This window comes from Chryseobacterium sp. SIMBA_029, from assembly GCF_046535275.1.
Taxonomy (GTDB): domain Bacteria; phylum Bacteroidota; class Bacteroidia; order Flavobacteriales; family Weeksellaceae; genus Chryseobacterium.
In genome coordinates this window covers 343,381-365,768 of the sequence record NZ_JAWRXA010000001.1, presented here as the reverse complement: position 1 = coordinate 365,768, position 22,388 = coordinate 343,381, and the positions used below count along the sequence as shown (strand labels likewise).

The following is a 22,388-nucleotide window of genomic DNA, read 5'->3' as shown; positions in this document are numbered from 1 at the left end:
TGTTCGTTAACTGTACCATTACTACATAAAAAAGGAGCTGTTATCAACAGCTCCTGAGTAATTTAAGGGATTAATTTTTCCGCTTTTAATTTTTCAAACAGTTCGGTAAAAGAATCTTCTGTATTCTGATATTCTTTGAAACCAAGTTTTCTGCTTTTAGACATGTCTACCATAACCTCCAGCGGTCTTCCAAGATCCAGGTCTGTATGCCATGGAGAGGCTAATCTGTCGAGATTATTTTCCTTTAACCCATATTTTTGCACGATCTGAGTCCAGATATCCTGATCATGTTCCAGTTCTTTTTCAAGAGGTCTGGCGATGCTGTCAAAACCTTCTGCTTCAATACCGAACCAGTCTGCCAATCTTTTCCACAACCATTTCCATCTGAATACATCTCCATTAACGATATTGAACGCTTCATTTTGAGCAGCTTCTGTTGTTGATGCCCAAACAAGTTGTTTGGCTAATATTCTGGCATCAGTGACGTCAGAAACTCCGTTCCATTGGGCAACAGATCCGGGCCAGATGAATTTTCTTCCGGTCTCTTTGCAGATACTGGCATAGACAGCCAATGTAGTTCCCATATTCATCAGATTTCCTACCGCATATCCAATAACCGTGTGAGGCCTGTGAATGCTCCATGTGAATCCGTCCCTTTCTGCGGCGGCATATACTTCATCTTCCTGCGCATAATAAAAATTAGGAAGGGGTAATCTTGGATGTTCTTCTCTGACAGGGGTTTCAGGTAAAACTCCCTCTTTAGCATAGGCCTCGAAAGGTCCTAAATAATGTTTCAGTCCTGTCACCAAAGCAACATGCTTTACGGATTGTTTTGAAGATAAAACATCTAAAAGATTTCTTACCAACGCGCTGTTTACTCGGATATTTTCTTCTTCTGTATCATTGCGCATCCATGTGGTAAAATAAACATGTGTAGGAGCGATGTTCTCTAATGCTTCAATGAGACTTTGTTCATCCAATAGGTCTGCTTTTACAGCATGAAGCCCTTGTATATTATTGTTGGGGTTTCTGGACAGTCCATAGGTCGTCCAGCCTTGTGAAATAAGCTCTTCGGCAAGGTTACTGCCTGTAATTCCTGTTGCACCGACTACGAGTGCTATATTTTTACTATTTTCCATATTGTAAAATTTCTTTTACAAAGGTATGGAGGCAGAAATCCAGGGAACTTGACCTGTATCATTTATTTTTATTGATATAGATCAAGTGCTATTGCTTTGAAAGCTTTTTACGGATCCTGCTGATGGTTTCCGGCGTCAGTCCAAGATAGGAAGCAATAAGAGTATGCGGAACTCTTTTGATCATGTCCGGATTATTTTTTGCGAGATAGGTGTATTTTTCTTCAGCGGTATAAGAATTGGAAACAATAAGCCGATAGTCTTTTGTAACGAGACTGTTTTGATACAGAATCCTGAAATACCGGTCCATTACCGGGATCAGAAGAGTCATTTTCTCATAGTTTTCCAGGCTGATCATCAACAACTCAGAATCTTCAATAGCATCTATATTGAGGACTGCTTTTTCCTGATTGATAAAACTGTTGAAATCCGAGATCCACCAGCCTTCAAATGCAAACATGTTGATGTGTTCACTTCCTTTTTCATCCAGTGTATAGGATTTTAAAATTCCTTTGGCTACAAAAGAAAGGCTTCTGCAGAGATCACCTTCCTGAAGCAGGTATTGCTTTTTACGAAGCTTTTTAGGAATGAAAAACGACTGTATTTCATTTTTCTGTTCTTCGGTAAGGTCAACTTTATTTTGGATATGTGAAATCAGAACATCAAACATCAGGAAATATTTCTTCAAAAATACTACATAAAATCTTTGCGGTGCAAAGGGAGGACTTATTTTTCGAAATCATAGAAATTAATACCGACTTTCTCATTTTTAACTTTAATCACTTTGGTAGGTAAGGGATAGAAAATGAATTCTCCGGCACCCCGGATTTTAGCATCCAGAAGATGTCCGGCCAATGCGGTGTAATCCTGTCTTCCTAAGGTAATATGCAAATGAAGTAAAGGTTTTCCGTCCAATTCAGATACGTTGCCTGAAATATTGGTAACCTCCATTTGTTCATTGAATGTTTTATCTACATACTTTTTGGTCGCAGGATCAAAGAATCGGAGGGTGGCTTCACTTACGGCGCCTATTCCGGTAATCTGCCCGGCTTCAATGTGTTGACGGGTTACAAAATCTGTCAGTGCTTCAACAATTCCAGATTCGTTTTGAAGGCTTACGATGTAGGTGTGATCCACTTTTCTGGCAGTCCAGTGGTTTCCTTTATAATTTTGAAATTCCATATTATTTTGATGAAAGGTTGGTAATAGCGTGAATAATTTTTTATGAATTCGTTTTTTCTGCTGCATATTTATTATACATCCAAAACAATCCGAAAAGATACAATGAGTGCAATAACTGGGCCTCAATAGCCGACCAGTTTTCAATGGAGCAGCTGCCTAATATTAAGATACTCATCAGCACCAATCCTGCATACAAGGTATATTTTGTTTTAAATCCGATCAATAATATTATTCCAATAATGGCTTCTGCAATGGGTAAAACATAGCTGAACGGTACAAGTAAAGCTGTTGGAATGGCCGATTTTTCCATGGTGGTGACCATCCATTCACTGAAGGTCTGCAGTTTGGGAAGTCTTACCAATCCGTGTCCTGCTAATGAAACGGCAACAGGAAGGCGTAAGAAGAAAAATGTTGTTTTAAAGTCTTTCATGGCTTATTGTAATGATAAATGTAATCTTCCCGAGACATAAAATCTTGGGAAGATTACAAACTTTTTATTTATTCTTTTTCAGGTAATTGATAATGCCAATCACATCATCTTTTCCGAAACCGGCATCATGAGCTGACTGATAAGTTTCGATGAGTGTTTTTGACAAAGGAAAATCTGCTCCGGCCTCCTTAGCGAGAAGAATATCCTTCAGCATGAGATCTAAGGCGAATGCGGGTTCATAATGATCTGTGGTTAACAATGGTGTTTTTACTTTTGTAGCTCCGCTTCCGCTTGCACTTTCATTAATGATTTCCAACATTTCTGTACGCTCTATTCCCAGCTTATCTGCGAATAAAACGGTTTCAGCCAGTCCTTGATAAATCCCTGCAAGGAAGTAATTCACGGATAATTTTGCAGCAATTCCTTTTCCGTTTTCACCAAGATGCTTTACTGTCTTTCCTAATTTCTGCAGGTAGGGCATCGAACGCTCGAGATCTTTTTCTGCACCGCCCGCCATAATAATCAGGGTGCCTTCTGCGGCTGGTTTTGTGCTTCCTGCGACAGGAGCATCGATAAAGGAAGCTTCTTTTATTTTGACGGCATCTGCTATTTTTTCGGAAGCTTGTGGTGAAATGGTACTCATATCGATAAACAGCTTTCCTGTGAGAGGCGAGGTTATGATCTCTTCATAAACCGCTTGTACCGCATCATCATTGGTCAGCATGGTGAATATAATATCACTGTTCTTCACCAGGTCTGAAACACTGCTGCAAACAATTGATTTTGCTTTAAAATCCTCCGTTTTTTCCGGAGATCTGTTGTAAACGGAAAGTGGAAATCCTACTTTTTCTAAATTTTTAGCCATCGGATAACCCATATTTCCCAGTCCTATAAATCCTATTCTTTCTGCGTTCATTTTTTCTTTTTTTTAATGATAAATTATACAATATCCGGCCAATGATTTGGCAGTTCACCACTGAAACCCATTTCAGGAATGGCGTTGATCTGCTCAATTTCTTCCGGACTTAATTCAAAATCGAAGATATCTATATTATCCTGAATTCTTTCCGGTGTTGTCGACTTAGGGATTGTTATGGCATCATGTTCTATACACCATCTCAGACAAATCTGCGAAACAGACTTGTTGTGGGTTGCAGCAATAGATTTCAATACTTCATTATCAAAAACCTTACCTCGTGCCAATGGAGACCAGGCTTCCACAACAATTCCTTTATCTTTACAGTATTGAGTAACCTCCGGCTGCCAGTATCCGGGGTGGAACTCAATCTGATTGATGGAAGGCATTACTTTCGCTGTTTTTGCCAACGCTTCCAAATGTTCCTGCCAGAAATTACTGACTCCAATTGATCGTATTTTTCCTTGCGTCTGGAGTTCTTCCATAGCACGCCAGGTTTCAGCATTGACTTCCTGCCAGTTATCAAAATTCTTTGCATTAGCAGGCCAGTGAATCAGGTAAAGATCAATATACTCAAGATCTAATTTCTGAAGAGATTCTTCGAAGGCTTTTTTGGTGTTTTCATAGCCTAAGTTGTCCCGCCATACTTTGGTAGTAACAAAGATTTCTTCACGGGGAATTCCGCTTTCTTTGATTCATTTTCCTACCGCAGATTCATTTTCGTATTTGGCTGCAGTATCAAGCAGTCTGTATCCTTTTTGCAGTGCTAATTTTACGGATACAATGCCTTCTTCTTCCGTTGCTTTGTATGTTCCAAAACCGATGTAGGGTAATTGGATACTGTCGTTGAGTGTAATGTATTTCATTTTTTTTTATTATATAAAATGTATTTTGGGATAAATGACTGTTGTAGAGGTTAGATGTCAGATTCCAGACTTCAGATTTTTAATTTAATGTCTTAAATAAAGACCAAAAGCTATCAACTATCAACCTTAATTCTTACTACCAGATAGGGCGGCTTTCTAAGGTCTTTTCCATTGTTGAATCCTGGCAGACGGTTCCATTGGCCGAGAGTGACGTACACATATCCGTTTCTGTAGGCCAGTCCATCGGGCCAGACATAATTGTCTTTGTCATGTGAAACTAGATCGTATTTTCCATCCGGACTTCGTTTAATGATGGATTGCTGTTCAAAAGCACCAATATATATATTTCCCTTTTCATCTTCGGCGAGGCCGTCACAGGCTGGTCTTTCACCTTCATAGTGTACAGTTTGCTCAATTTGCTGTTCTGTTGCCTTGAAATCGCTTACTATATCAGTCGGAATGCTGTATAATTTTCGTCCAGTAATTGCAGTCCAGTACAGCTTTTTTTCATCGGGACTGATTGCTATTCCGTCTGTACCGCCACTTGGAAAAGTCTGATGTTTAACATCATAAACAAGAGGTTTTCCTTCTAAAAATCCCATAAATCCCGGTTCCGGCGAAGTGGAATAATGATTCAGCAAGACTTCTCTGGCTTTTCCTGTTGCGACATCTACAATAACCAGTGAATACCGTTCTCCGAAACCTGAATTTGCAATATAGATCGTTCCTTGTTTTCCGTGAGAGAGATCAACACGCAGGTCATTATAATGCGAGTCATCCGATAAAACAGGCTTAGGGATGATAATAGAATGTACAATTTGCTTCGTTTTACTGTCAATTGCCATTACTTTTGCCGCACCAAGTGGAATTTCTTTGGTTCCGGCTCTTTTACCATCGTCCAATACCCAGAGAATATCATTTTTATCAATAAAAATCCCATGAGGCGACACCAGCCAGTCTTTGTAAGGCTGAGTGCCGGGATACACTGTTTTTTTATCAGGAAAGGGAATCAGTTTTCCATCGATCAATTCGGCAAGGGAAAACGCTGAATGGTTATCCGCATGACGTGGGAATCCTAAAAAGACCCTGTTTGTTGAGCTCACCGCAATACCGGAAGGATCCGGATTGGGAGGTGAAATTTTAGCAATGATTTCAGAATCCGATTGTGCAGAAATAAAGGTGGTGCTCCCTATAATGCACAGGCTTGTAATAAGTTTTTTCATATATCATTATTTTGCTAGTGGGCCTTTGCTTACTTCTTTTCCGGCTTTATAGACAGAGAAGATTTTTCTTGTATTTTTAATATCCTTGGTAGGATCAGCATCTACAATAATAAGGTCAGCCGTTTTTCCCACTTCAATGGTTCCAAAATCTTTATCAATTTTCAGGGCTTTCGCAGAGTTTTTTGTTGCAACACTGATGGCCTGAAGCGGTGTTAATCCTGCTTCGGTCATTAACTGCAGTTCTAAATGTTCAGAAAATCCCTGTGCACGTAACGGCATGGCTCCGCTGTCTGTTCCCATCGCTACCAGAATTCCGGCATCAAAAACTTTTTTCAGGTTTTGTTTTGCGGTTTCAAAGGCTTTGGTATTAACTGCAAAAAGAGGGGAGTTCTTTAAATCATTCTGGTATTTTTCTGAGGTGATCATTTCATAAACACCAGGTTCCAATGATTTTTTGAAAAATTCATTATTGATCCATTCCGGTTTTTTAGCATACACAAATGCAAATTCATCCAGTGAAAGGGTAGGAATATAGATGATGTTTTTTGCTTTCATTTGTGCAATTGTTGCATCGTCAATGACTTCGCTCCGCACACTGTGACCGATCACGTCAATTCCGGCTGCAACCAGTTTTTTAAGGTCGGAGAGGTAATAGACATGGGCGGCAACTCTTACATTCCTTTTGTGGGCTTCATTAATGATGGCCTGGTAGATTTCAGGTTTCATTTTAGCTTTATATTTTCCATTAAAATCGTCTACCCATATTTTTACCATTTCAGGATTTACTTTTTTAAGGCTGTCCATTTCGGCAGGAATCTGTGATACAGAATTGGGACGGTACACTTTATCCATGGCAAAATCCAGTGGTGGAGCTCCGGCCGGCGTTCCGAAACCATATCCCGCAGAATGAATTCTTGCACCGTCAATTTGTCCTTTAGCCGATTGATCCCGCAACCCGCTTTCAAATAAAAGAGGACGATCGGTGCCCATTGCCATCACATTTAAAACACCGTAATCCTGATATTTTTTAAGTTGAGAAAGTATGTTTTCTTTGGTATAATTTTCCGCTTTGCTGGTAGTCCCTTTCAATGTGCCGATATGGGAATGCGCTGAAATCAGAGCCGGAATAACTGTTTTACCCTTTAAATCTACAACTGAAGCATCTTTATCAGAAACTGAAGCTCCAATCTGGATAATTTTCCCATCTCTGATTAAAATTCTTGTATTTTCTATTGGATTGCCACCGTTTCCATCAATAAGACGTACATTTTCAAGGAGAATGGCCTTATTTGATGCTTCCTGATTCTGTTTGCTACAGGAAAACAGTAATAGTCCTGAAAATACAATAACTGATAGTTCTTTTAGGATTTTCATATTCAAATATTTAAGGTTAGGTATGTGTTAAATGGTAAAAGAAAAAGGTATATATAAGCCTTAATTTTATATTCTTCCCACTATTTCTTTAGGTGTATACAAATTTTGTCAAAAAAAATCATTTTAAGGTTGTAAAAACCGGTTAACATATTGTAATTTTAAGAGATGAAACGAAAGCAATTTGAACCGCTGGAAATTGATACTTTTGAAACGGATGTTTTCCCTCTCCCCAAACACAGTCATACGTATTACGAACTGGTTTATATTTTCAAAGGAAGCGGCAATCACCATATCAATCAGCTGCTGATTCCTTATAAAGCAGGAGATTTGTATTTGATCTCTCCTGATGATGAACATTTCTTTGACATCAAAAAATTGACCAAGTTTTGCTTTATTAAGTTCAATGACAGCTATTTTGAAAGCAATAAACATCTTTCTCCCGATAATCTGGTGACGGCTTCTCCTTCTGATATCATGCGGAATCCACTGTTGAAAGAGGAAAAGCTGATCTTTGATGAACCTTGTAAAACCATTCTGAAAAAAACAGTTGAAAATATTATAGAATACAACCGATTTCAGAAAGTTTCAGATTCACCGATTGTTTTTTTTCAGGTTTTATCGCTATTTGGATTGATCCGTGAAGCCTCCGCCAAATTTTTAAACGTGAGAGTTGATAATAATGCTCCTCAAAAAGATGATCTGACGTCTTATATTCACCAAAATATTTATCATCCGGATCAGATTAGAATACAGGTTATTGCCAAGCATTTCAATATTTCAGAAACGTATTTCAGTGCTTATTTTAAAAGAAATTTTGATGTTTCTTACCGGAAATATGTTACGGATTATAAAGTAAAATTGATTGAAAGAAGAATCCAATCCGGGCAGATGACCATGAAGCAGATTGCCTATGAATTTGGGTTTACGGATGAAAGTCATCTCACCAATTATTTTAAAAAGCAGATGAAAATGAGTCCGATCCATTTCAAATTACTGCACAGTGTTTAGTATTCATTAGCCTATTTTTTCATTGCTGCAAGTTGTAAAACCGATAAAACTTATAGAAATTTGCAGTGTATACAAATCCTTATTTATGAAGATTATTGATCTTGAGAACTGGAACAGAAAGGAACATTTTGATTTTTTCTCAAAAATGCAGAGCCCTTATTTTGGGTTTACTACGGAAGTGGACTGTACAAAAGCCTATCATAACGCTAAAGAAAAAGGAGTGTCCTTTTTTGCTGCTTATCTCCACAAATCAATGGTTGCCGTCAATACGGTAGATGCATTCAAGCTACGAATTATTGACGGAGAAGTTGCTTTGTTTGATACCATTCATGCCGGAACAACCATTGGAAGGGAAGACGGTACCTTCGGGTTTGCTTATATTCCTTTTTCAAATGATTTTTCTGTTTTCAATGACAGATTGCAGCGCGAAATACAAGCGGTACAAAACTCAACAGGACTCAGATTGAAAAATGGTGATATTGGAAAGGATCTGATAAGACATTCTACCGTTCCATGGAACTCTTTCAGTGCATTGCTGCATCCCACTAATTTTGACCCCACAGAGTCTGTTCCGAAAATTACCTTTGGTAAGTTTAATGTGCGTAAGGGTAAAAAATATTTACCTGTTTCTGTAGAAGCTCATCATGGATTGGCTGATGGTCTTCATATTGCCCAATACCTTGAAGAATTCCAGCGCCAGTTGGATATGTAATGAATTTTTACGGAAAACCGTAAGGGACTTTTCTTAATCCTGGATATATTTGATGTAATAATATTGCTATATTAGTAAGTTGATTTCATATCAAACAAGCTAATAAATCATAAACACAATTTTATTTAAGATGACTAATTTTGAAAATGCAGATCTACAGATCGTTACCACCAAAGCCAGAGCAGATAAAGCAATTAATTCATTAAAAGGAATTTTGCATGGGAGTATTTTTGATAATATAGCTGTTATTCAATAATTTGAAGAAAAGCTACAGATATTTCATTAATCAATACCCCTATTGCTATGTCAAGTAATACCCCCTTTTTTGCCAATGAGGACGATTTCATTATTGATGTTTCGGGAAATGCGTCTATTCCCATTCGTTTTGATGAGAATATTTCAGCACCGGTTCCTGCTGCCAGTATAACTACGAGCCAGCCTCATGATCCTGATTCCTGGAAAATAGGAAAAAAATATACCCGAAAGCTTAATTTAACGGATGAACAGGCAGCGCTGTTAGATAAATTATCATTTGCCGGGAATGTTTTCAATGAGATCGAATATTGCAGGATCCAGATCTTAAAGCAGTTTTTAAGAGCGGTGGAATATCTATATACCGAATGTATTCCTGTCAATAAATCATATCCCACTGTGATTGATGAGCTGTCAGAAATCATTGTATGTCTTAAATATAATTACAGAAAAGAAAGCCTGAATTATACCTATACTTTCCAGTCTGTACAGGCAGAAATTTTTAATCATATCCTGAAATTATGCGAAAATAATGTCAGAGAAGTCTATGGTATCAAAAGAAAAATAAATACAGACTTTACTTATAATCATCCTGATATTCTGCACCAGTACAACAGGAAAATCGTTTCCAGGCTTGAGGTTTTCTTACCGGAAAATCAACACTATATTCTGGATGCAGATGCCCGAACAAATATTATTCTGAATGAAAACAATACCAGCCGATGGAAAATTAAATTTGATATTCTCAAAGAAGACTATACCAATCCGCTGGCTTTTGAAAGAGAAATATTTCGTCTTGCGGATGTAAATATTAAAAATCCTTCCGTTGATGCCTTATTTTTTGAGGCTTCAAAATTCATGGCAGATCATGATAAAATATGTTCTCTACGGCTGTATCTTCATTATTTGGATAAGGATCTGCAGTCTCCGAAATTTGATAACAAACCCTTGGCAAAAAATATTCAGAAAAGTTTATTTGCCACTCAGGAACAACTGCATGACTTTGAGCGGATTTTAAGCAGTTTTATTGCAGACCGAAAGCTTACAACCGCTATTGAAATGGCCAGCCGCTTGTATGAACCGAAGAGAAAGAAAATTGTGATTAACCGGGAAGCTATTGAAAATGTTCAGAGGCAGCATTCCGGAACGGTTGAATTATTAGGACAGTACCTTAATGATGCTGAAGATGAAACGCCATCTGTGAAAACGGAAGAAGCCGTCAACACGAACGAATTAACTATAAATATAACCCAACATAATCCTGAACCTCAGGAATCAAAATATCTGGATGAACTGAACTTAACAGCTATCCAAAAGGAGATCCTTGATCTTTTTGAGAAGCAGAGTTTCAGTGTTCCTCAAAGTGAATTTGAACCATTTATCAAAGCTAAGAACCTGTTTATGGGATCCACCATCGATTCTATTAACGACAGCTGTTTCGAAATACTGGACGATATTTTAATCGAGGAAGAGGATGAATACTTTACCATCAACACAGATTATTATAAAAAACTATTAAACAATGACTGACAATATTAAGCCCAAAGAGGCCACTTCAATTATCAATTCTCTGGTAGGCGGTGTCGTACCCAAAATCGGAGTACAACATATTACCGTAGGAAGATCTGAAGAAATTGCTGCTTTTATAAGCGCTTTGGAGGACGTAAAGAACGGACACAGCATGGCAAAATTCTGGATTGGAGATTTCGGAAGCGGAAAATCTTTTATGCTTCATCTTCTGAATACGGTTGCCCTAAAACAAAAATTCGTAGTTGCAAATGCAGATTTTACTCCTGACAACCGTCTGTATTCAAATGATGGAAAGAGCGTTATTCTGTATGCTGCGATTATGGACAATATTGCGATCCAAACCAAGCCTGAAGGCGGCGCCTTACAGACGTTACTGGAAAAATGGATCGAGCAGGTGATTACCAAAACAGCTGAAGAAAATTATATTTCATTGGCAGAGATCCGAAATGAAAAGTACTTCGGATTGATTCAGAATGCTATCATGAAAACCATTAACGAGATCACGGAAGTGGGTGGTTTCGATTTTGGGTATGTTATTGTGAAATACTATGAAGGTTACATTAAAAATAATGAATTGCTGCGCAGAAATGCCTTAAAATGGCTGAAAGGAGAATATAAAACTAAAACCGAAGCAAGGCAGGATCTGGGAGTCCGGGAAATCGTTAATGATTCAAATTATTATGATATGCTTAAAAATTTCTGCAAACTTTTTGTAAGCATGGGATACAGCGGTTTTATGATTAATTTGGATGAAGCCATTAACCTGTACAAGATTTCAACAGCCGCAGCACGGGAGAAAAATTACGAGAAAATTTTATCCATCTATAACGACTGTTTCCAGGGGAAAGTATCAAACTTATTCATCAATTTTGCTGGAACAAAGAAGTTTCTAGAAAATGAAAGGAGAGGACTGTTCAGTTATCAGGCTTTAAAATCAAGACTGGAAACGAATAAATTTGAAACCCTTGAAATCAGGGATTTTGCACAGCCTGTCATTACATTGGCTCCGATGGATCATAACGAGATCTTTGTATTATTGAAAAAATTAAAAGAGATTTTTGATTTCAATTATAAAACAGAACTCAATATTACCGATGAAGAGATTTCTGCTTTTATGGAAGAAATGTTCAATAAACCCGGCGCATCAGAATTTCTGACGCCAAGAGAAGTAATTCGCGATTTTCTCAATATATTAAACATCATCAGACAAAATCCTGAAGTGGATAAAAGAAGGCTATTCGGGGAAATTGAAATCTCTGACGAAAGGCCAAGCGACCTTATCCTATTAGACAGTATTGAAGAATTATGACAGCCTACGATATGCTTTCCGAGCCTATCCGGAAATACATCCGCGATAAAAAGTGGGAGAGCTTACGGCCTATTCAGGAGGCCGCGATCCAAAAAATAATGACAACGGACACTAATTATGTCCTCATATCCAGAACGGCTTCAGGTAAAACTGAAGCTGCTTTTCTGCCCATTCTTTCAAAGGTTAATTTCAAAGAACAGGGTGTTAAAGTGCTGTACATTTCTCCTCTTATTGCTTTGATCAATGACCAGTTTACAAGGGTAGAACAGCTTTGTATGTATCTGGATGTTCCTGTTACAAAATGGCATGGTGAAGCTTCCAAAGGGCAAAAAGACCGGTTAATCAAAGATCCGGCTGGAATTATGCTGATCACGCCTGAATCGATCGAGGCTATGTTTGTCAACAAACCACATAACGTCAGGCATTTATTTTCCGATCTGGAATATGTCGTAATTGATGAGATTCATTCTTTTTTAGGCTCTGACCGTGGGGTACACCTGCAGTCTTTACTGAACCGTTTACAGAAGGTTAATCATAAAAAATTCAGTATTGTAGGGCTTTCGGCAACCGTGAGTGATGCCAACCAGTATATTGAACTGAAAGATTTTTTGGGAACTTCAGAGAATACTAAGATCATCAGGGATAATACTCCAAAGCCTATTAATGCCGTTTTTAAATATTTCCCGGGCACTGTTGAGGAACTTCCGCTGGACCTTCTTAAAGACCTGTATGTAAGAACAAGAGAAAGTAAAGTTCTGATTTTTCCAAATACGAGAGGCCGTGTAGAAGAAGTGGCTGTAAAGCTGAAACAGATCTCCGACAAAGTGGGCGGACATAAAAATTATTTTGCCCATCATTCTTCGGTAGATAAAGAAGTCCGCGAGTATGTGGAATTTTTCGCTAAAAACAGTACACTTCAAAACTTTGCTATTTCCTGTACTTCTACATTAGAACTGGGAATTGATATTGGCAATGTAGACGAAGTGGTACAGATCGATGCCACGCACAGTATCGCTTCTTTAATACAAAGAGTAGGACGAAGTGGAAGACGGGAAGATAAAGCCAGCAACCTGTTTTTATATGCCACTACTGAATGGAGTCTAATTCAGTCTCTGGCATGCTGGCTTTTATATAAAGAGCAGTATATTGAACCGATATCAGTGAATAAAAAACCTTACGATGTATTGGTTCATCAGATACTTTCCATTGTTAAAGGCAGGTCGGGAATCACATTACGTGAGCTTCTGGAAGATTTTGCCGACAATTCTACTTTTAAGGATATTACAGCAGAAGAAACAGAAGAAATTATCGATCATCTCAGGGAAATAGATTTTCTTGAAAAGCTTGGAAATGAATATATCATTGGCATTGAAGGCGAAAAAGTAGTGAATACTAAAGATTTTTACAGCCTCTTTAATACACCCACTTTCTTCAAAGTAGGCAATCAGGGGGTGAAAATCGGAGAGTTACCTTTGTCACCACAGATCAGGGAGAATGAAAATATTTATTTATCGGCTAAGATCTGGAAGATCATTAATATCGATTATCAGACAAAGAAAATAGAAGTGATCCCTGCAAAAGATGGAAAGAAGCCTATGTTTCTAGGTGACGGTGCGGATACGGCTCATCAAATAAGGCAAAAAATGCTGGAAGTTCTTGTTTCAAAAGAAGAATTTGATTTTTTAGATAAAGACGGACAGGAAATTGTAAACATGCTGAGAAAAGAGTTTTCGATATTTGACATTAACCATCCTGAAACGGACAGACCTTTGCTATCGAGCAATGAAAAGCTGATTTTTTATTCATTTACCAGTTCAAAAATCAACAGAACATTAAGCTTTATCATGAATGTATTGGGAATTGATCATCATCTCGATAAAGATATTTTATTTGAAATCGAACATTCCCAGTCTGACTTTGTATCAATCATGAAAAATATCGATTGGGAAGCCATGAATTTGAATAAGATAATGACAGATATGGCAGAAGATATTCCGAAAATGCTGGATTTCTCAAAATGGGGAATCTACTTACCCGTACACTACCAGGCTGAGCTATTGAAATCCAGATATTTTGATTTTGAAGGCTGTCGTGATTACCTTCAGCGGCTTCGCTGTATAGAAAATTAATTTAAGCTGTTTAAATGAAAAGAAGGAAATCCCTTTTTGTTTTTAGAAATCACCAATTGATTTTCCATAGGAAGTAAGATAAACTCAGCTTTTCCGCGGACTTTTCCATCCATAAGAAGACCGTCCAATACGGTATGTTCGCTGAGTCTGAGAACAACATGTAAATGCAGCATCGGTTTTCCCTCGTTTTCTGAAATATTTCCGGAAATATCGGAAGCGTCTGATGTTGCATTGATTTTCCCCTCAATATATTTCTTTCCAAATGGACTTAAAAATCGCAGCAAAACGTGATTGATAACGCCAACTCCCGAAATTTTTCCTGCTTTAATTTTTTGACTCTGCACAAAATCTTTCAGCGTAGCGATAATGGAAGCCCCATCATTAATACTGATAATATACGTGTTTTCTATTTTTCTGGCCATCCAGAGACTTCCATATAAAAATTGTGATTTCATCTTATTAGTTGTTATGCAGTTTAATAGAAAATTTTCCCGTTTTGTATCCTTACCATTTCTTTCTTTTCCATATGTTTGATCGTCCGTATTACCGTTTCTACACAGAGGCCCGTAAGAGAAGCCAGTTGCTGTCTTGTCATCGGAATCTGAAAAGAATAGAGCGTTGTATCGTTGTGAGGCCTTTTAAGATAATCCAGGAATAATTTTAATTTATCTATTGAATGTTGGAAAGAGAGATTGTACAACCTGATATACGTATCATACATCCTTTCAGCAAGATATTGATTGATATTTGATAAAATATCCGGGTGAGTATTGATCAACTTTAAAAAACCGGATTTTGTACTTCTTATGATGATGCTTTTCTCGATCGATAGGGCATTAACAGGATAAGGTTGATCTATAAATAAATTGGATTCGCCAAAGCTTTCACCTGCCGAAGCAATATGCTGGATAAACTCTTTTCCGTGCTCATCGTAATTATTCAGCTTCACGCTGCCTTTCCTGATCTGAAAATAATACAATGGGAAGTCTCCTTCACGAAAAAGGATTTCATTTTTTTCGTAATGTATAATTTCGGCTCCAAATGAAAACAGTAGATCTTCAAGGATCATATGAGTGATTTTTTTTCAAATTTTATGATCTATAAAGAAAGAATAATTTTCATCAATCTGATTATAATAAGGTACCACAAACATACCACAAAGACTATTTACAACGGCTTTTAAATAAGGGTACAGAATGATAATTTTTTAAAAGTATTGATTGTAATCATAAAAACGGAAGATCAATTCTTCTATTTTTGTTATTAAATAAAAACTGATGATTGTAAAAGCTTTATTGAAGGGCCAACAATGACTCCATCGTGGTATCTATGTGGTATTATAATTCAATAAAATTTTAATCATTTTTTCTTTCTTTGCTGAATCTAAATAGTACAAATTTCTTTGCAAACCATAAAAGAGCAATGGTAAGAGATTATGGCGGGCTTTACTATGATATTTATTCATTTCGGCATCCGTGTCAGAAATAATAAAGAATAGTAAATCATCGTGCGAAAAGTACAATGTATACTGATGCAGATAAACATAGAAAAAGTGACAGAAATCAGCAGAGATGAGAACATATTATGAATAACCAAGAACCTGAATTCAATATAAAAGACTTAAGCCAAAAACTTTTTTTCCAGGATGAAATTATGACACTGGCGAAAGGGAATTCTCCTTATCTATTGAATAAATCCAGATTAGTATACCCAGCTTTTTTTAACAAGATATATACGATCCAGCCCAATTTAAAAAATTCTGAACTGATTTTTTGCATCTATCTGAAACTTAACCTTACGACTAAGGAAATTGCAACATATACTTTTGTAACGCCAAAAGCCATACAAAACCGGAAAAACCGACTTAGAAAAAAACTCAGTATTCCTTCTGACGTTGATATTTATAAATGGTTTAATAATCTGTAAGCCGGTTTACTACAAATTTAGAATTCAATGACAGCTTTATCCAGATCGTGATAAAGTAACACTTTCCAATTGTTTTCAACAGCTTCTTTTTCCCAGATCTGTCTTAATTCCTTAGCTTTTCGGCCATTAAAATCACTTTTATAGGCCAAATGGTATTTGAGATAAGACTCCTGCGGAAGATCATCAGCACCATAAAATGCAGTTTCTCCATTCTCTGTGATCCAGAAGACCTGCATAAAAGGAGTGTGTCCGCCTACTACCTGGTAAGAAATTTCATCGGATATCTGTCCCTGATCTTCATGCATCCAGACAATATTTGGCAGCTGGGTCAGCCTGTCAAGTGTTTCAAAATCGAATGAAGGATTCCCTCTGTTTTCCATTGCAAAATCAAATTCCCGCTTTTGAACATAGATGGTCGCATTGGGAAAAGCAGCCTCAAAACCATTTTCCGTATTTTTTATAATTCCCTGAAGGTGGTCTTTGTGAAGATGAGAAAGCAGCAGTTTAGTGATCTGATCAGGTCTTACATTTTCTTTTTTCAGAAGGTCTGACAGTACGGTTTTTCCCTCGGGCGTTTTCCATCCAAGACCGGTATCCAGAAGAATATAGTCATTTTTCGTAATGATAAGAAAAGGCTGAACAGACATTCTTATCCCCGTAGCAGTCGGTAAACTGTCTTCCGTTAAAAGAGTAAAATCTTTCGTTTTGTTTGCTGAGAAATTGCCTTCTTTAAGTGGGATGATTTTCATGAGGCAAATTTCCTCAATATTTCTAAATCTGTAAAACCTTTTTTTTCGATATCATCCATCGGTAAAAACGATGATTGACTACCAGGAATTCAATCCGTTTTTCAAAGCCTGGGCATATTTTTCTTCATCAAAAGAATACAGATCCGGAGATTTGTGGGCACCGCCGCGTCTTTGTTCCTCAAGCTTATTCAGAATACCCAGATTTTTAATTTTCCGGTAAAAATTTCCACGGTTGAGCTCTTTTCCTAAAATCGCTTCATACAGTTTCTGAAGCTCGGAAAGCGTAAATTTTTCCGGAAGAAGGTTATAACCGATTGGTTTTATAGAGATCTTTTCGCGCAAAGTAAGCAGCGCTTTTTCAATGATTTCCCGATGATCCATAGCCAGTTCGATTTCAGATAACTTGCTCAGATAGATCCATTCGCAGCTTTCACTAAACTCATCAGGAACCAGGTTGAATCTCGAAGGATTATACAGCGCATAATATCCTATGGAAATGAACCGCTGCTTGTGAAAAAGAGTTTCATCAAAATCTTCAAAATAATGTTCGCTCCGGTTTCTTTTCCCGAAAACACCGAATTCATCGAGATATACATCCGCTGTTATTCCTGCTCTGTCCTTAAGAATTCTTACCACAGCTTCATCCAGATCTTCCTCTTTTCCAACGTACCCGCCGGGAAGAAGCCAAAGTTTTCTGTAATTTGTCTTAATCAGTAGCACTTTAATTTCGTTCTGGTCAAAGCCAAAAATGACCGGGTCGGCAGAAAGGTGGGGCAGGAAAATTTCCTTTGCTTCAATTGATCTTTTTACGATCTGTTCTTTAGAATCCATAGTTATTGTTTGAGAATAGGTGATAGCACAAATTTAATGATAAATGTCCGGAATTGCTTTACTATAGAGTGTTTTCAATCGACTGTATTAATAAGATCATTCATTATTAACAATTTGAAATTCTCCTTAATCCGTAATTCTATTCTTATCTTTGCGCTCAAATTTTAATATAACTATGCAGGCGAGCTCTACGAACGGTATTTCAAGAACGGTAATTTGGCTGATGGCAATTATTTCAGGACTTGTAGTAGCCAACAATTATTACAACCAGCCATTACTGGCCCTTATTTCCAACGATCTGAAAGTTTCTGAAAGTGCAGCCAGTAAAATTTCTGTTCTTACCCAGGTGGGATATGCTGTTGGATTATTAATGATTGTTCCGTTGGGAGATAAATTCTTTCGTAAAAGACTGATTCTCATTGATCTTTTTTTAGTGTTCGGTTCATTATTATGGATGACGTTCGCGACTCAATTATGGATGCTGTATGCAGCCAGTTTATTGATTGGTGCAACGTCTGTGATCCCTCAGTTATTCATTCCGATTGCCGCAGAACTCTCCTCTGATAAAGAAAAATCTTCCAATATCGGAGTCGTAATGTCAGGTTTGTTATTGGGAATTCTTTTATCCAGATTTATAGGCGGAATTGTGGGTGATGTCTGGGGCTGGAGAGCCATGTTTGGGATTGCCGCAGGACTCATGACCCTGGTGTGGCTGGCCGTGTATAAAATGCTTCCAGAAATGCAGCCTAATTTCAAAGGCAGTTATAAAGAATTGATGCGCTCTGTGGCTCATTTAGCAAGAACACAGCCTATTTTACAGCTGGCATCTTTTCGTGGAGCTATGGCTTTCGGATCGATGTGTGCCTTGTTTACAACGTTAGTCTTTCATATGGAAAAACCTCCGTTCAATGCAGGGGCATCAGTTGTCGGAAGTTTCGGATTGGCAGGTGCTGTAGGTGCTTTAGCAGCGGCTAAAGTAGGAAAGCTTCAGAAATATTTAGATATCAATAGAATCATTGTATATGCATTGCTGATTGTTTTAATAAGCTGGGGATTCACCTATTTTGCAGGAGAAACATATTGGGGGCTGATTGTAGGCGTGATCCTAGTTGATCTTGGAGTACAATCAAGTCATATTATGAACCAAACCAATTATTTCTTAATAAAAACCAATGCAGTCAACAGATTGAACACTGTGTATATGGTATGTTATTTTATAGGAGGCTCTTTGGGAACCTGGCTGGCCTCTGTTGCCTGGCATTATGCCCAGTGGGATGGCGTTTGTTTGGTAGGAGCAAGTTTTGGTTTGTTAGCATTAATCGCTCATGTGCTGTTCAGCAGAAGAGTTAATGCATCTCAATCTTAGCCTTACAACAAATTGTACATTTTTTAAATTTTAATTTTCATGGTTATTTCCATGAAGTAATTCTTTGTGCTTATTTCCCCATTTTTCCAGTTCCTCCCATATTGGAATCAGCTCTCTGGCTATGTCAGTGAGCTCGTAATCAACTCTTGGCGGTACTTGTGCATGTACCGTCCTTTTTACAAGTGCCTCCTTTTCCAGCTCTCTTAATTGTAGAGTAAGCATTCGTTCGGTGATGCCACAAATACGATCGCGGACTTCACTGAAACGCAACTTCCCATCTTTAAGTCTATTCAAAATCAAGAGTTTCCATCTTCCACCAATTCTGCATACTGCATACAATAGGTCACATTCCTGTATGTACTTTTTATTGATGTTATTCGTAGAATTTTCCTTTATTTTCCCCATAGCTTACAAATTTGTTAGTACCATACAATTAGCTGTATACAGTGCAAATATAAGGCTTGAAATCTAATTTTGTATTCAGAAACTGAAAATAGTCAGCAGTTCGGGGAATCATAGCGCTTACATTCCTTTAATCTAATAATATAAAAATAAAACAATAATGCAGTTAACATCACCTATCAATAAAATCATCAATCATTTAGAAAAAATACAATCATTCAATGCACAGGATCCGTTAGATGATACCCGGAAATATCTGGAAACCATGACGCTTCAGCTTAGTGAAAAGAAGGAGCCGATTGCAATGATAGAAGAACTGAATATTCCTCAGGAAAATCATCAGATTCCCATTCGTATCTATCGTCCGAAAGGAAAAACCACTCAAAAATCATCAGCCATTATTTACATTCACGGCGGGTGGTTCATTGCCGGTAGTTTTGAAACCCATGATGCGGTGGTTCGGAAATTAGCCAATCAAACAGAATCGGTCATCATTTTTGTAGACTATCGACTTGCCCCGGAACATCCTTTTCCTGCAGGTCTGAATGACTGTATCGACATCGTCAAATGGACTACCGATCATGCTGAAGCTTTGGGAATTGACAGGGATCAAATCGGAATTATAGGCGACAGTGCAGGAGGAGCCCTTGCAACGAGTGTTTCAGCACAGGTAGGGGAACTGCTTAAATTTCAGGTACTAATCTATCCGGCCGCTGATAACCAACTCAATACGAAATCATGGGAAATCTATGAAACGGGGCCTGTTTTAAACAAGGAAGGTGGTATCCAGGCCTGGGAATGGTATCATCCGGAAGGGAAAAACAATCCGGATCCATTGGCCGTTCCGATTTTAATAAAAGATTTTAAAAATACACCGCCTACATTAGTTCTTATAGCAGAACATGATGCTTTAAAAGATGAAGGGGAAGAACTGGCACAGCATATGAAAGAAGCAGGTATTTCTGTGCAAACCAGTTTTTATAAAGATATGGTGCATGGTTTTATGCACATGGGCGCTGTTCTGAATGAAACAAAAACCGCTATAGACGAAATTGCAGTCTTTACCCATAAAAATTTAGAACAGTAAAAATGAAGAAATTTGCTTACATAGGATGTTTAGGGTTTATTGCCGTCATCACCACCGAATTTGGAGTTATTGGAATCCTGCCACAGATTGCTGAACATTATCAAATTAGCATTGATAAAGCAGGATATCTGTTAAGTGCTTTTGCCTTAATTATTGCACTTACAGGACCTTTTATGACCTTACTGACCTCAGGTTTTGACCGTAAAAAACTTATCTTGGCTGCCATTGCTGTATTTCTTGTTACAGGAGCCGTTTCCTCATTCTCACCACCTTTCTGGCTGCTGATGCTGGTGAGGATTTTACCTGCATTTTTACAGCCGGTTTATATTGCGACGGCCTTATCAGTTGCGATTTCCAAAGCAGATAAAAAACATGAAAATCAGCTTATGGGGATTGTGTTCAGTGGAGTAGCGATCGCGATGGTAACAACAGTGCCTTTTGCAACGTGGGTAGCCAGTATGTATACTTTTGAATACTCGTTCATTATCCAAGCCATTGTAAGTATTATTGCATTGGCTGCAATTTACATATCGCTTCCTTCTATGCCGGTAAAAGAAAAAAAATCATACGGAAGTCAGCTGAAAATATTGACGCAGCCTGTTTTTATAACCAGTACAGCCATGAATTTTTTCATGATCACCGCATGGTTTTCTACCTACAGCTATTTTGCAGATTACCTGAACAAGGCAAAAGGAATGGATGGGACCATGGTCAGTTATATGCTTTTCCTGTTCGGAATTGTTGGTGTTTTTGCAAACTGGATTGCCGGAAAAATGTTGAGCAAAAGTATTCCTAAAACAACTGCTTTTTTTCTCTCCGGAACATTAATCATGCCTGTTTTACTGTATATATCAGGTGATCATTTAATCAGTAATATGATTTGTATAGTCATCTGGGGATTTATGTATTCTCCAAGCTTCCTGAATGCTTCCACTTACATGATATCTTCGGTACCGGGTTCCATGGAATTTGCCAATAGCCTGGCCACTTCCTTCGGAAATCTGGGAGTTACATTAGGAACTACTTTAGGCGGCTGGATGATTGTCTCTCAGGGAGTGGCCTATAATCCGTGGATCGGATTTGTTTTCGGCCTGCTGGCTTTCCTGATGATGATCGTGAGAACAGTTTTGGAAAGAAGAGAAAAAATAATGCTTCCCTGTCAGCAATAAATTGTAATAACTCTTGTTACAATGGATGATATGCCTTAATTTTGATAAGATTAAAAAATCGATCAAGAATTAAAATTAAAAGAAAAAATGAAAATAGAGATCTGGTCTGATGTAATGTGCCCTTTTTGCTATATCGGAAAACATAATTTTGAGAAAGCCCTTGAAAAACTACCCTTTAAAAATGAAGTAGAAGTAGAGTGGAAAAGCTTTCAGCTGGACCCAACCCTGAATCCTTCCGAAGTAAAAACTACCATAGAATATTTTAAGGAAAAAAAGGGGATTCCCGAAGCTCAGGCGAGCCAGATGGTAAGCCAGGTAGCACAGATGGGACAAATGGCAGGAATTGATTTTAACTTTGAAAAAGCATTAATTACCAATACATTTCCAGCGCACAGATTGATTCATTTGGCGAAAAAACATAACCTTTCTTCAGAAGTCGAAGAAGCATTATTTGAAGCCCATTTCATTGACGGTGAAAATGTGGGATCTATTGATCTTTTGGTTTCTATTGCAGAAAAGCTGGGAATTGATAAAGAAGAAGCACAAAAAGTCTTAAGTTCTGATACGTTGGATCAAGAGGTTAATCAGGATATTGCTGATGCCCAAAACAATGGGATTACAGGCGTACCTTTTTTTGTACTGAACGGCAAATATGCAGTCTCAGGAGCACAGCCTGTGGAAACTTTTGTAAACGCCCTGCAACAGACGTACAATGAAACGGCAAGTCCATTTAAAGATCTTTCTGACGGCGGTGCTTCATGTGATGCCGATGGATGTAGCATTTAATCTAT

At 37.9% G+C, this 22,388-nt stretch carries 23 protein-coding genes and 1 pseudogene; 11 read left to right on the top strand and 13 right to left on the bottom strand.

What is annotated here, in order from left to right; genetic code table 11:
- Nucleotides 1-62 precede the first annotated feature (62 nt).
- From SB679_RS01760 to SB679_RS01725, 8 genes and pseudogenes are all read right to left on the bottom strand, one after another.
- Nucleotides 63-1,139 carry an SDR family oxidoreductase gene (locus SB679_RS01760; protein WP_410700523.1) on the bottom strand — a complete coding sequence of 359 codons (1,077 nt, stop codon included), beginning with the start codon at nucleotides 1,137-1,139 and terminating at the stop codon, nucleotides 63-65.
- A gap of 88 nt (nucleotides 1,140-1,227) precedes the next feature.
- A complete protein-coding gene (locus SB679_RS01755; RefSeq protein WP_410700522.1) occupies nucleotides 1,228-1,824 on the bottom strand; it encodes a Crp/Fnr family transcriptional regulator in 597 nt (198 codons plus the stop codon).
- A gap of 38 nt (nucleotides 1,825-1,862) precedes the next feature.
- A complete protein-coding gene (locus SB679_RS01750) occupies nucleotides 1,863-2,318 on the bottom strand; it encodes a PPC domain-containing DNA-binding protein (protein ID WP_410700521.1) in 456 nt (151 codons plus the stop codon).
- A 40-nt stretch (nucleotides 2,319-2,358) separates the two neighbouring features.
- Nucleotides 2,359-2,748 (bottom strand): DoxX family membrane protein, encoded by a 390-nt coding sequence (locus SB679_RS01745; RefSeq protein ID WP_410700520.1) that lies wholly within the window; start codon nucleotides 2,746-2,748, stop codon nucleotides 2,359-2,361.
- A 64-nt stretch (nucleotides 2,749-2,812) separates the two neighbouring features.
- Complete coding sequence (locus tag SB679_RS01740) at nucleotides 2,813-3,664, bottom strand: NAD(P)-dependent oxidoreductase (protein WP_410700519.1); 852 nt, start codon at nucleotides 3,662-3,664, stop codon at nucleotides 2,813-2,815.
- A 23-nt stretch (nucleotides 3,665-3,687) separates the two neighbouring features.
- A pseudogene (locus SB679_RS01735) lies at nucleotides 3,688-4,530 on the bottom strand (aldo/keto reductase).
- A gap of 113 nt (nucleotides 4,531-4,643) precedes the next feature.
- Nucleotides 4,644-5,753: an L-dopachrome tautomerase-related protein gene (locus tag SB679_RS01730; RefSeq protein WP_410700518.1), complete on the bottom strand. Its 1,110-nt coding sequence runs from the start codon at nucleotides 5,751-5,753 to the stop codon at nucleotides 4,644-4,646.
- A 6-nt stretch (nucleotides 5,754-5,759) separates the two neighbouring features.
- Nucleotides 5,760-7,127, bottom strand: coding sequence for an amidohydrolase family protein (locus tag SB679_RS01725; RefSeq protein ID WP_410700517.1), 1,368 nt, complete (start codon nucleotides 7,125-7,127; stop codon nucleotides 5,760-5,762).
- 165 nt (nucleotides 7,128-7,292) lie between these two features.
- Here SB679_RS01725 and SB679_RS01720 point away from each other — a divergent pair, with 165 nt between their 5' ends.
- The 6 genes from SB679_RS01720 to SB679_RS01695 all read left to right on the top strand — a co-directional run bounded on the left by SB679_RS01720 (nucleotide 7,293) and on the right by SB679_RS01695 (nucleotide 14,067).
- The gene (locus SB679_RS01720; RefSeq protein ID WP_410700516.1) at nucleotides 7,293-8,135 is read left to right on the top strand and encodes an AraC family transcriptional regulator; all 843 of its coding nucleotides are present in this window, start codon (nucleotides 7,293-7,295) and stop codon (nucleotides 8,133-8,135) included.
- 85 nt (nucleotides 8,136-8,220) lie between these two features.
- Nucleotides 8,221-8,847, top strand: coding sequence for a CatA-like O-acetyltransferase (locus tag SB679_RS01715; protein WP_410700515.1), 627 nt, complete (start codon nucleotides 8,221-8,223; stop codon nucleotides 8,845-8,847).
- 130 nt (nucleotides 8,848-8,977) lie between these two features.
- Nucleotides 8,978-9,103: a hypothetical protein gene (locus tag SB679_RS01710; protein WP_410700514.1), complete on the top strand. Its 126-nt coding sequence runs from the start codon at nucleotides 8,978-8,980 to the stop codon at nucleotides 9,101-9,103.
- A gap of 47 nt (nucleotides 9,104-9,150) precedes the next feature.
- Complete coding sequence (locus SB679_RS01705) at nucleotides 9,151-10,629, top strand: tellurite resistance TerB C-terminal domain-containing protein (RefSeq protein WP_410700513.1); 1,479 nt, start codon at nucleotides 9,151-9,153, stop codon at nucleotides 10,627-10,629.
- Nucleotides 10,622-11,938 carry an ATP-binding protein gene (locus SB679_RS01700; protein WP_410700512.1) on the top strand — a complete coding sequence of 439 codons (1,317 nt, stop codon included), beginning with the start codon at nucleotides 10,622-10,624 and terminating at the stop codon, nucleotides 11,936-11,938. The genes SB679_RS01705 and SB679_RS01700 overlap by 8 nt, the downstream gene beginning before the upstream one ends.
- Nucleotides 11,935-14,067: a DEAD/DEAH box helicase gene (locus SB679_RS01695; protein ID WP_410700511.1), complete on the top strand. Its 2,133-nt coding sequence runs from the start codon at nucleotides 11,935-11,937 to the stop codon at nucleotides 14,065-14,067. The genes SB679_RS01700 and SB679_RS01695 overlap by 4 nt, the downstream gene beginning before the upstream one ends.
- Here SB679_RS01695 and SB679_RS01690 read toward each other — a convergent pair.
- Nucleotides 14,064-14,522, bottom strand: coding sequence for a PPC domain-containing DNA-binding protein (locus tag SB679_RS01690; RefSeq protein WP_410700510.1), 459 nt, complete (start codon nucleotides 14,520-14,522; stop codon nucleotides 14,064-14,066). The two genes, SB679_RS01695 and SB679_RS01690, sit on opposite strands and share 4 nt — an antisense overlap.
- A 20-nt stretch (nucleotides 14,523-14,542) precedes the next feature.
- The gene (locus SB679_RS01685; RefSeq protein WP_410700509.1) at nucleotides 14,543-15,136 is read right to left on the bottom strand and encodes a Crp/Fnr family transcriptional regulator; all 594 of its coding nucleotides are present in this window, start codon (nucleotides 15,134-15,136) and stop codon (nucleotides 14,543-14,545) included.
- A gap of 515 nt (nucleotides 15,137-15,651) precedes the next feature.
- Here SB679_RS01685 and SB679_RS01680 point away from each other — a divergent pair.
- Nucleotides 15,652-15,993, top strand: a complete 342-nt coding sequence (locus SB679_RS01680) for a helix-turn-helix transcriptional regulator (RefSeq protein ID WP_410700508.1) — start codon at nucleotides 15,652-15,654, stop codon at nucleotides 15,991-15,993.
- A 17-nt stretch (nucleotides 15,994-16,010) separates the two neighbouring features.
- Here SB679_RS01680 and SB679_RS01675 read toward each other — a convergent pair whose 3' ends face one another.
- Nucleotides 16,011-16,742 (bottom strand): MBL fold metallo-hydrolase, encoded by a 732-nt coding sequence (locus SB679_RS01675; RefSeq protein ID WP_410700507.1) that lies wholly within the window; start codon nucleotides 16,740-16,742, stop codon nucleotides 16,011-16,013.
- A 78-nt stretch (nucleotides 16,743-16,820) separates the two neighbouring features.
- A complete protein-coding gene (locus tag SB679_RS01670) occupies nucleotides 16,821-17,573 on the bottom strand; it encodes an NUDIX hydrolase (protein ID WP_410700506.1) in 753 nt (250 codons plus the stop codon).
- Nucleotides 17,574-17,748: 175 nt separating this feature from the next.
- Here SB679_RS01670 and SB679_RS01665 point away from each other — a divergent pair, with 175 nt between their 5' ends.
- Nucleotides 17,749-18,939: an MFS transporter gene (locus SB679_RS01665; RefSeq protein ID WP_410700505.1), complete on the top strand. Its 1,191-nt coding sequence runs from the start codon at nucleotides 17,749-17,751 to the stop codon at nucleotides 18,937-18,939.
- 30 nt (nucleotides 18,940-18,969) lie between these two features.
- On the opposite strand, the gene SB679_RS01660 is transcribed toward SB679_RS01665, so the two are convergent.
- Nucleotides 18,970-19,344: a winged helix-turn-helix transcriptional regulator gene (locus SB679_RS01660; RefSeq protein WP_410700504.1), complete on the bottom strand. Its 375-nt coding sequence runs from the start codon at nucleotides 19,342-19,344 to the stop codon at nucleotides 18,970-18,972.
- A gap of 157 nt (nucleotides 19,345-19,501) precedes the next feature.
- On the opposite strand from SB679_RS01660, the gene SB679_RS01655 reads away from it, so the two are divergent.
- The 3 genes from SB679_RS01655 (at nucleotide 19,502) to SB679_RS01645 (ending at nucleotide 22,383) form a co-directional block, all read left to right on the top strand.
- Nucleotides 19,502-20,428 carry an alpha/beta hydrolase gene (locus tag SB679_RS01655; protein ID WP_410700503.1) on the top strand — a complete coding sequence of 309 codons (927 nt, stop codon included), beginning with the start codon at nucleotides 19,502-19,504 and terminating at the stop codon, nucleotides 20,426-20,428.
- Between the two features lie 2 nt (nucleotides 20,429-20,430).
- Complete coding sequence (locus SB679_RS01650) at nucleotides 20,431-21,597, top strand: MFS transporter (RefSeq protein ID WP_410700502.1); 1,167 nt, start codon at nucleotides 20,431-20,433, stop codon at nucleotides 21,595-21,597.
- Between the two features lie 87 nt (nucleotides 21,598-21,684).
- A complete protein-coding gene (locus SB679_RS01645) occupies nucleotides 21,685-22,383 on the top strand; it encodes a DsbA family oxidoreductase (protein WP_410700501.1) in 699 nt (232 codons plus the stop codon).
- The last annotated feature ends 5 nt before the right edge of the window (nucleotides 22,384-22,388 follow it).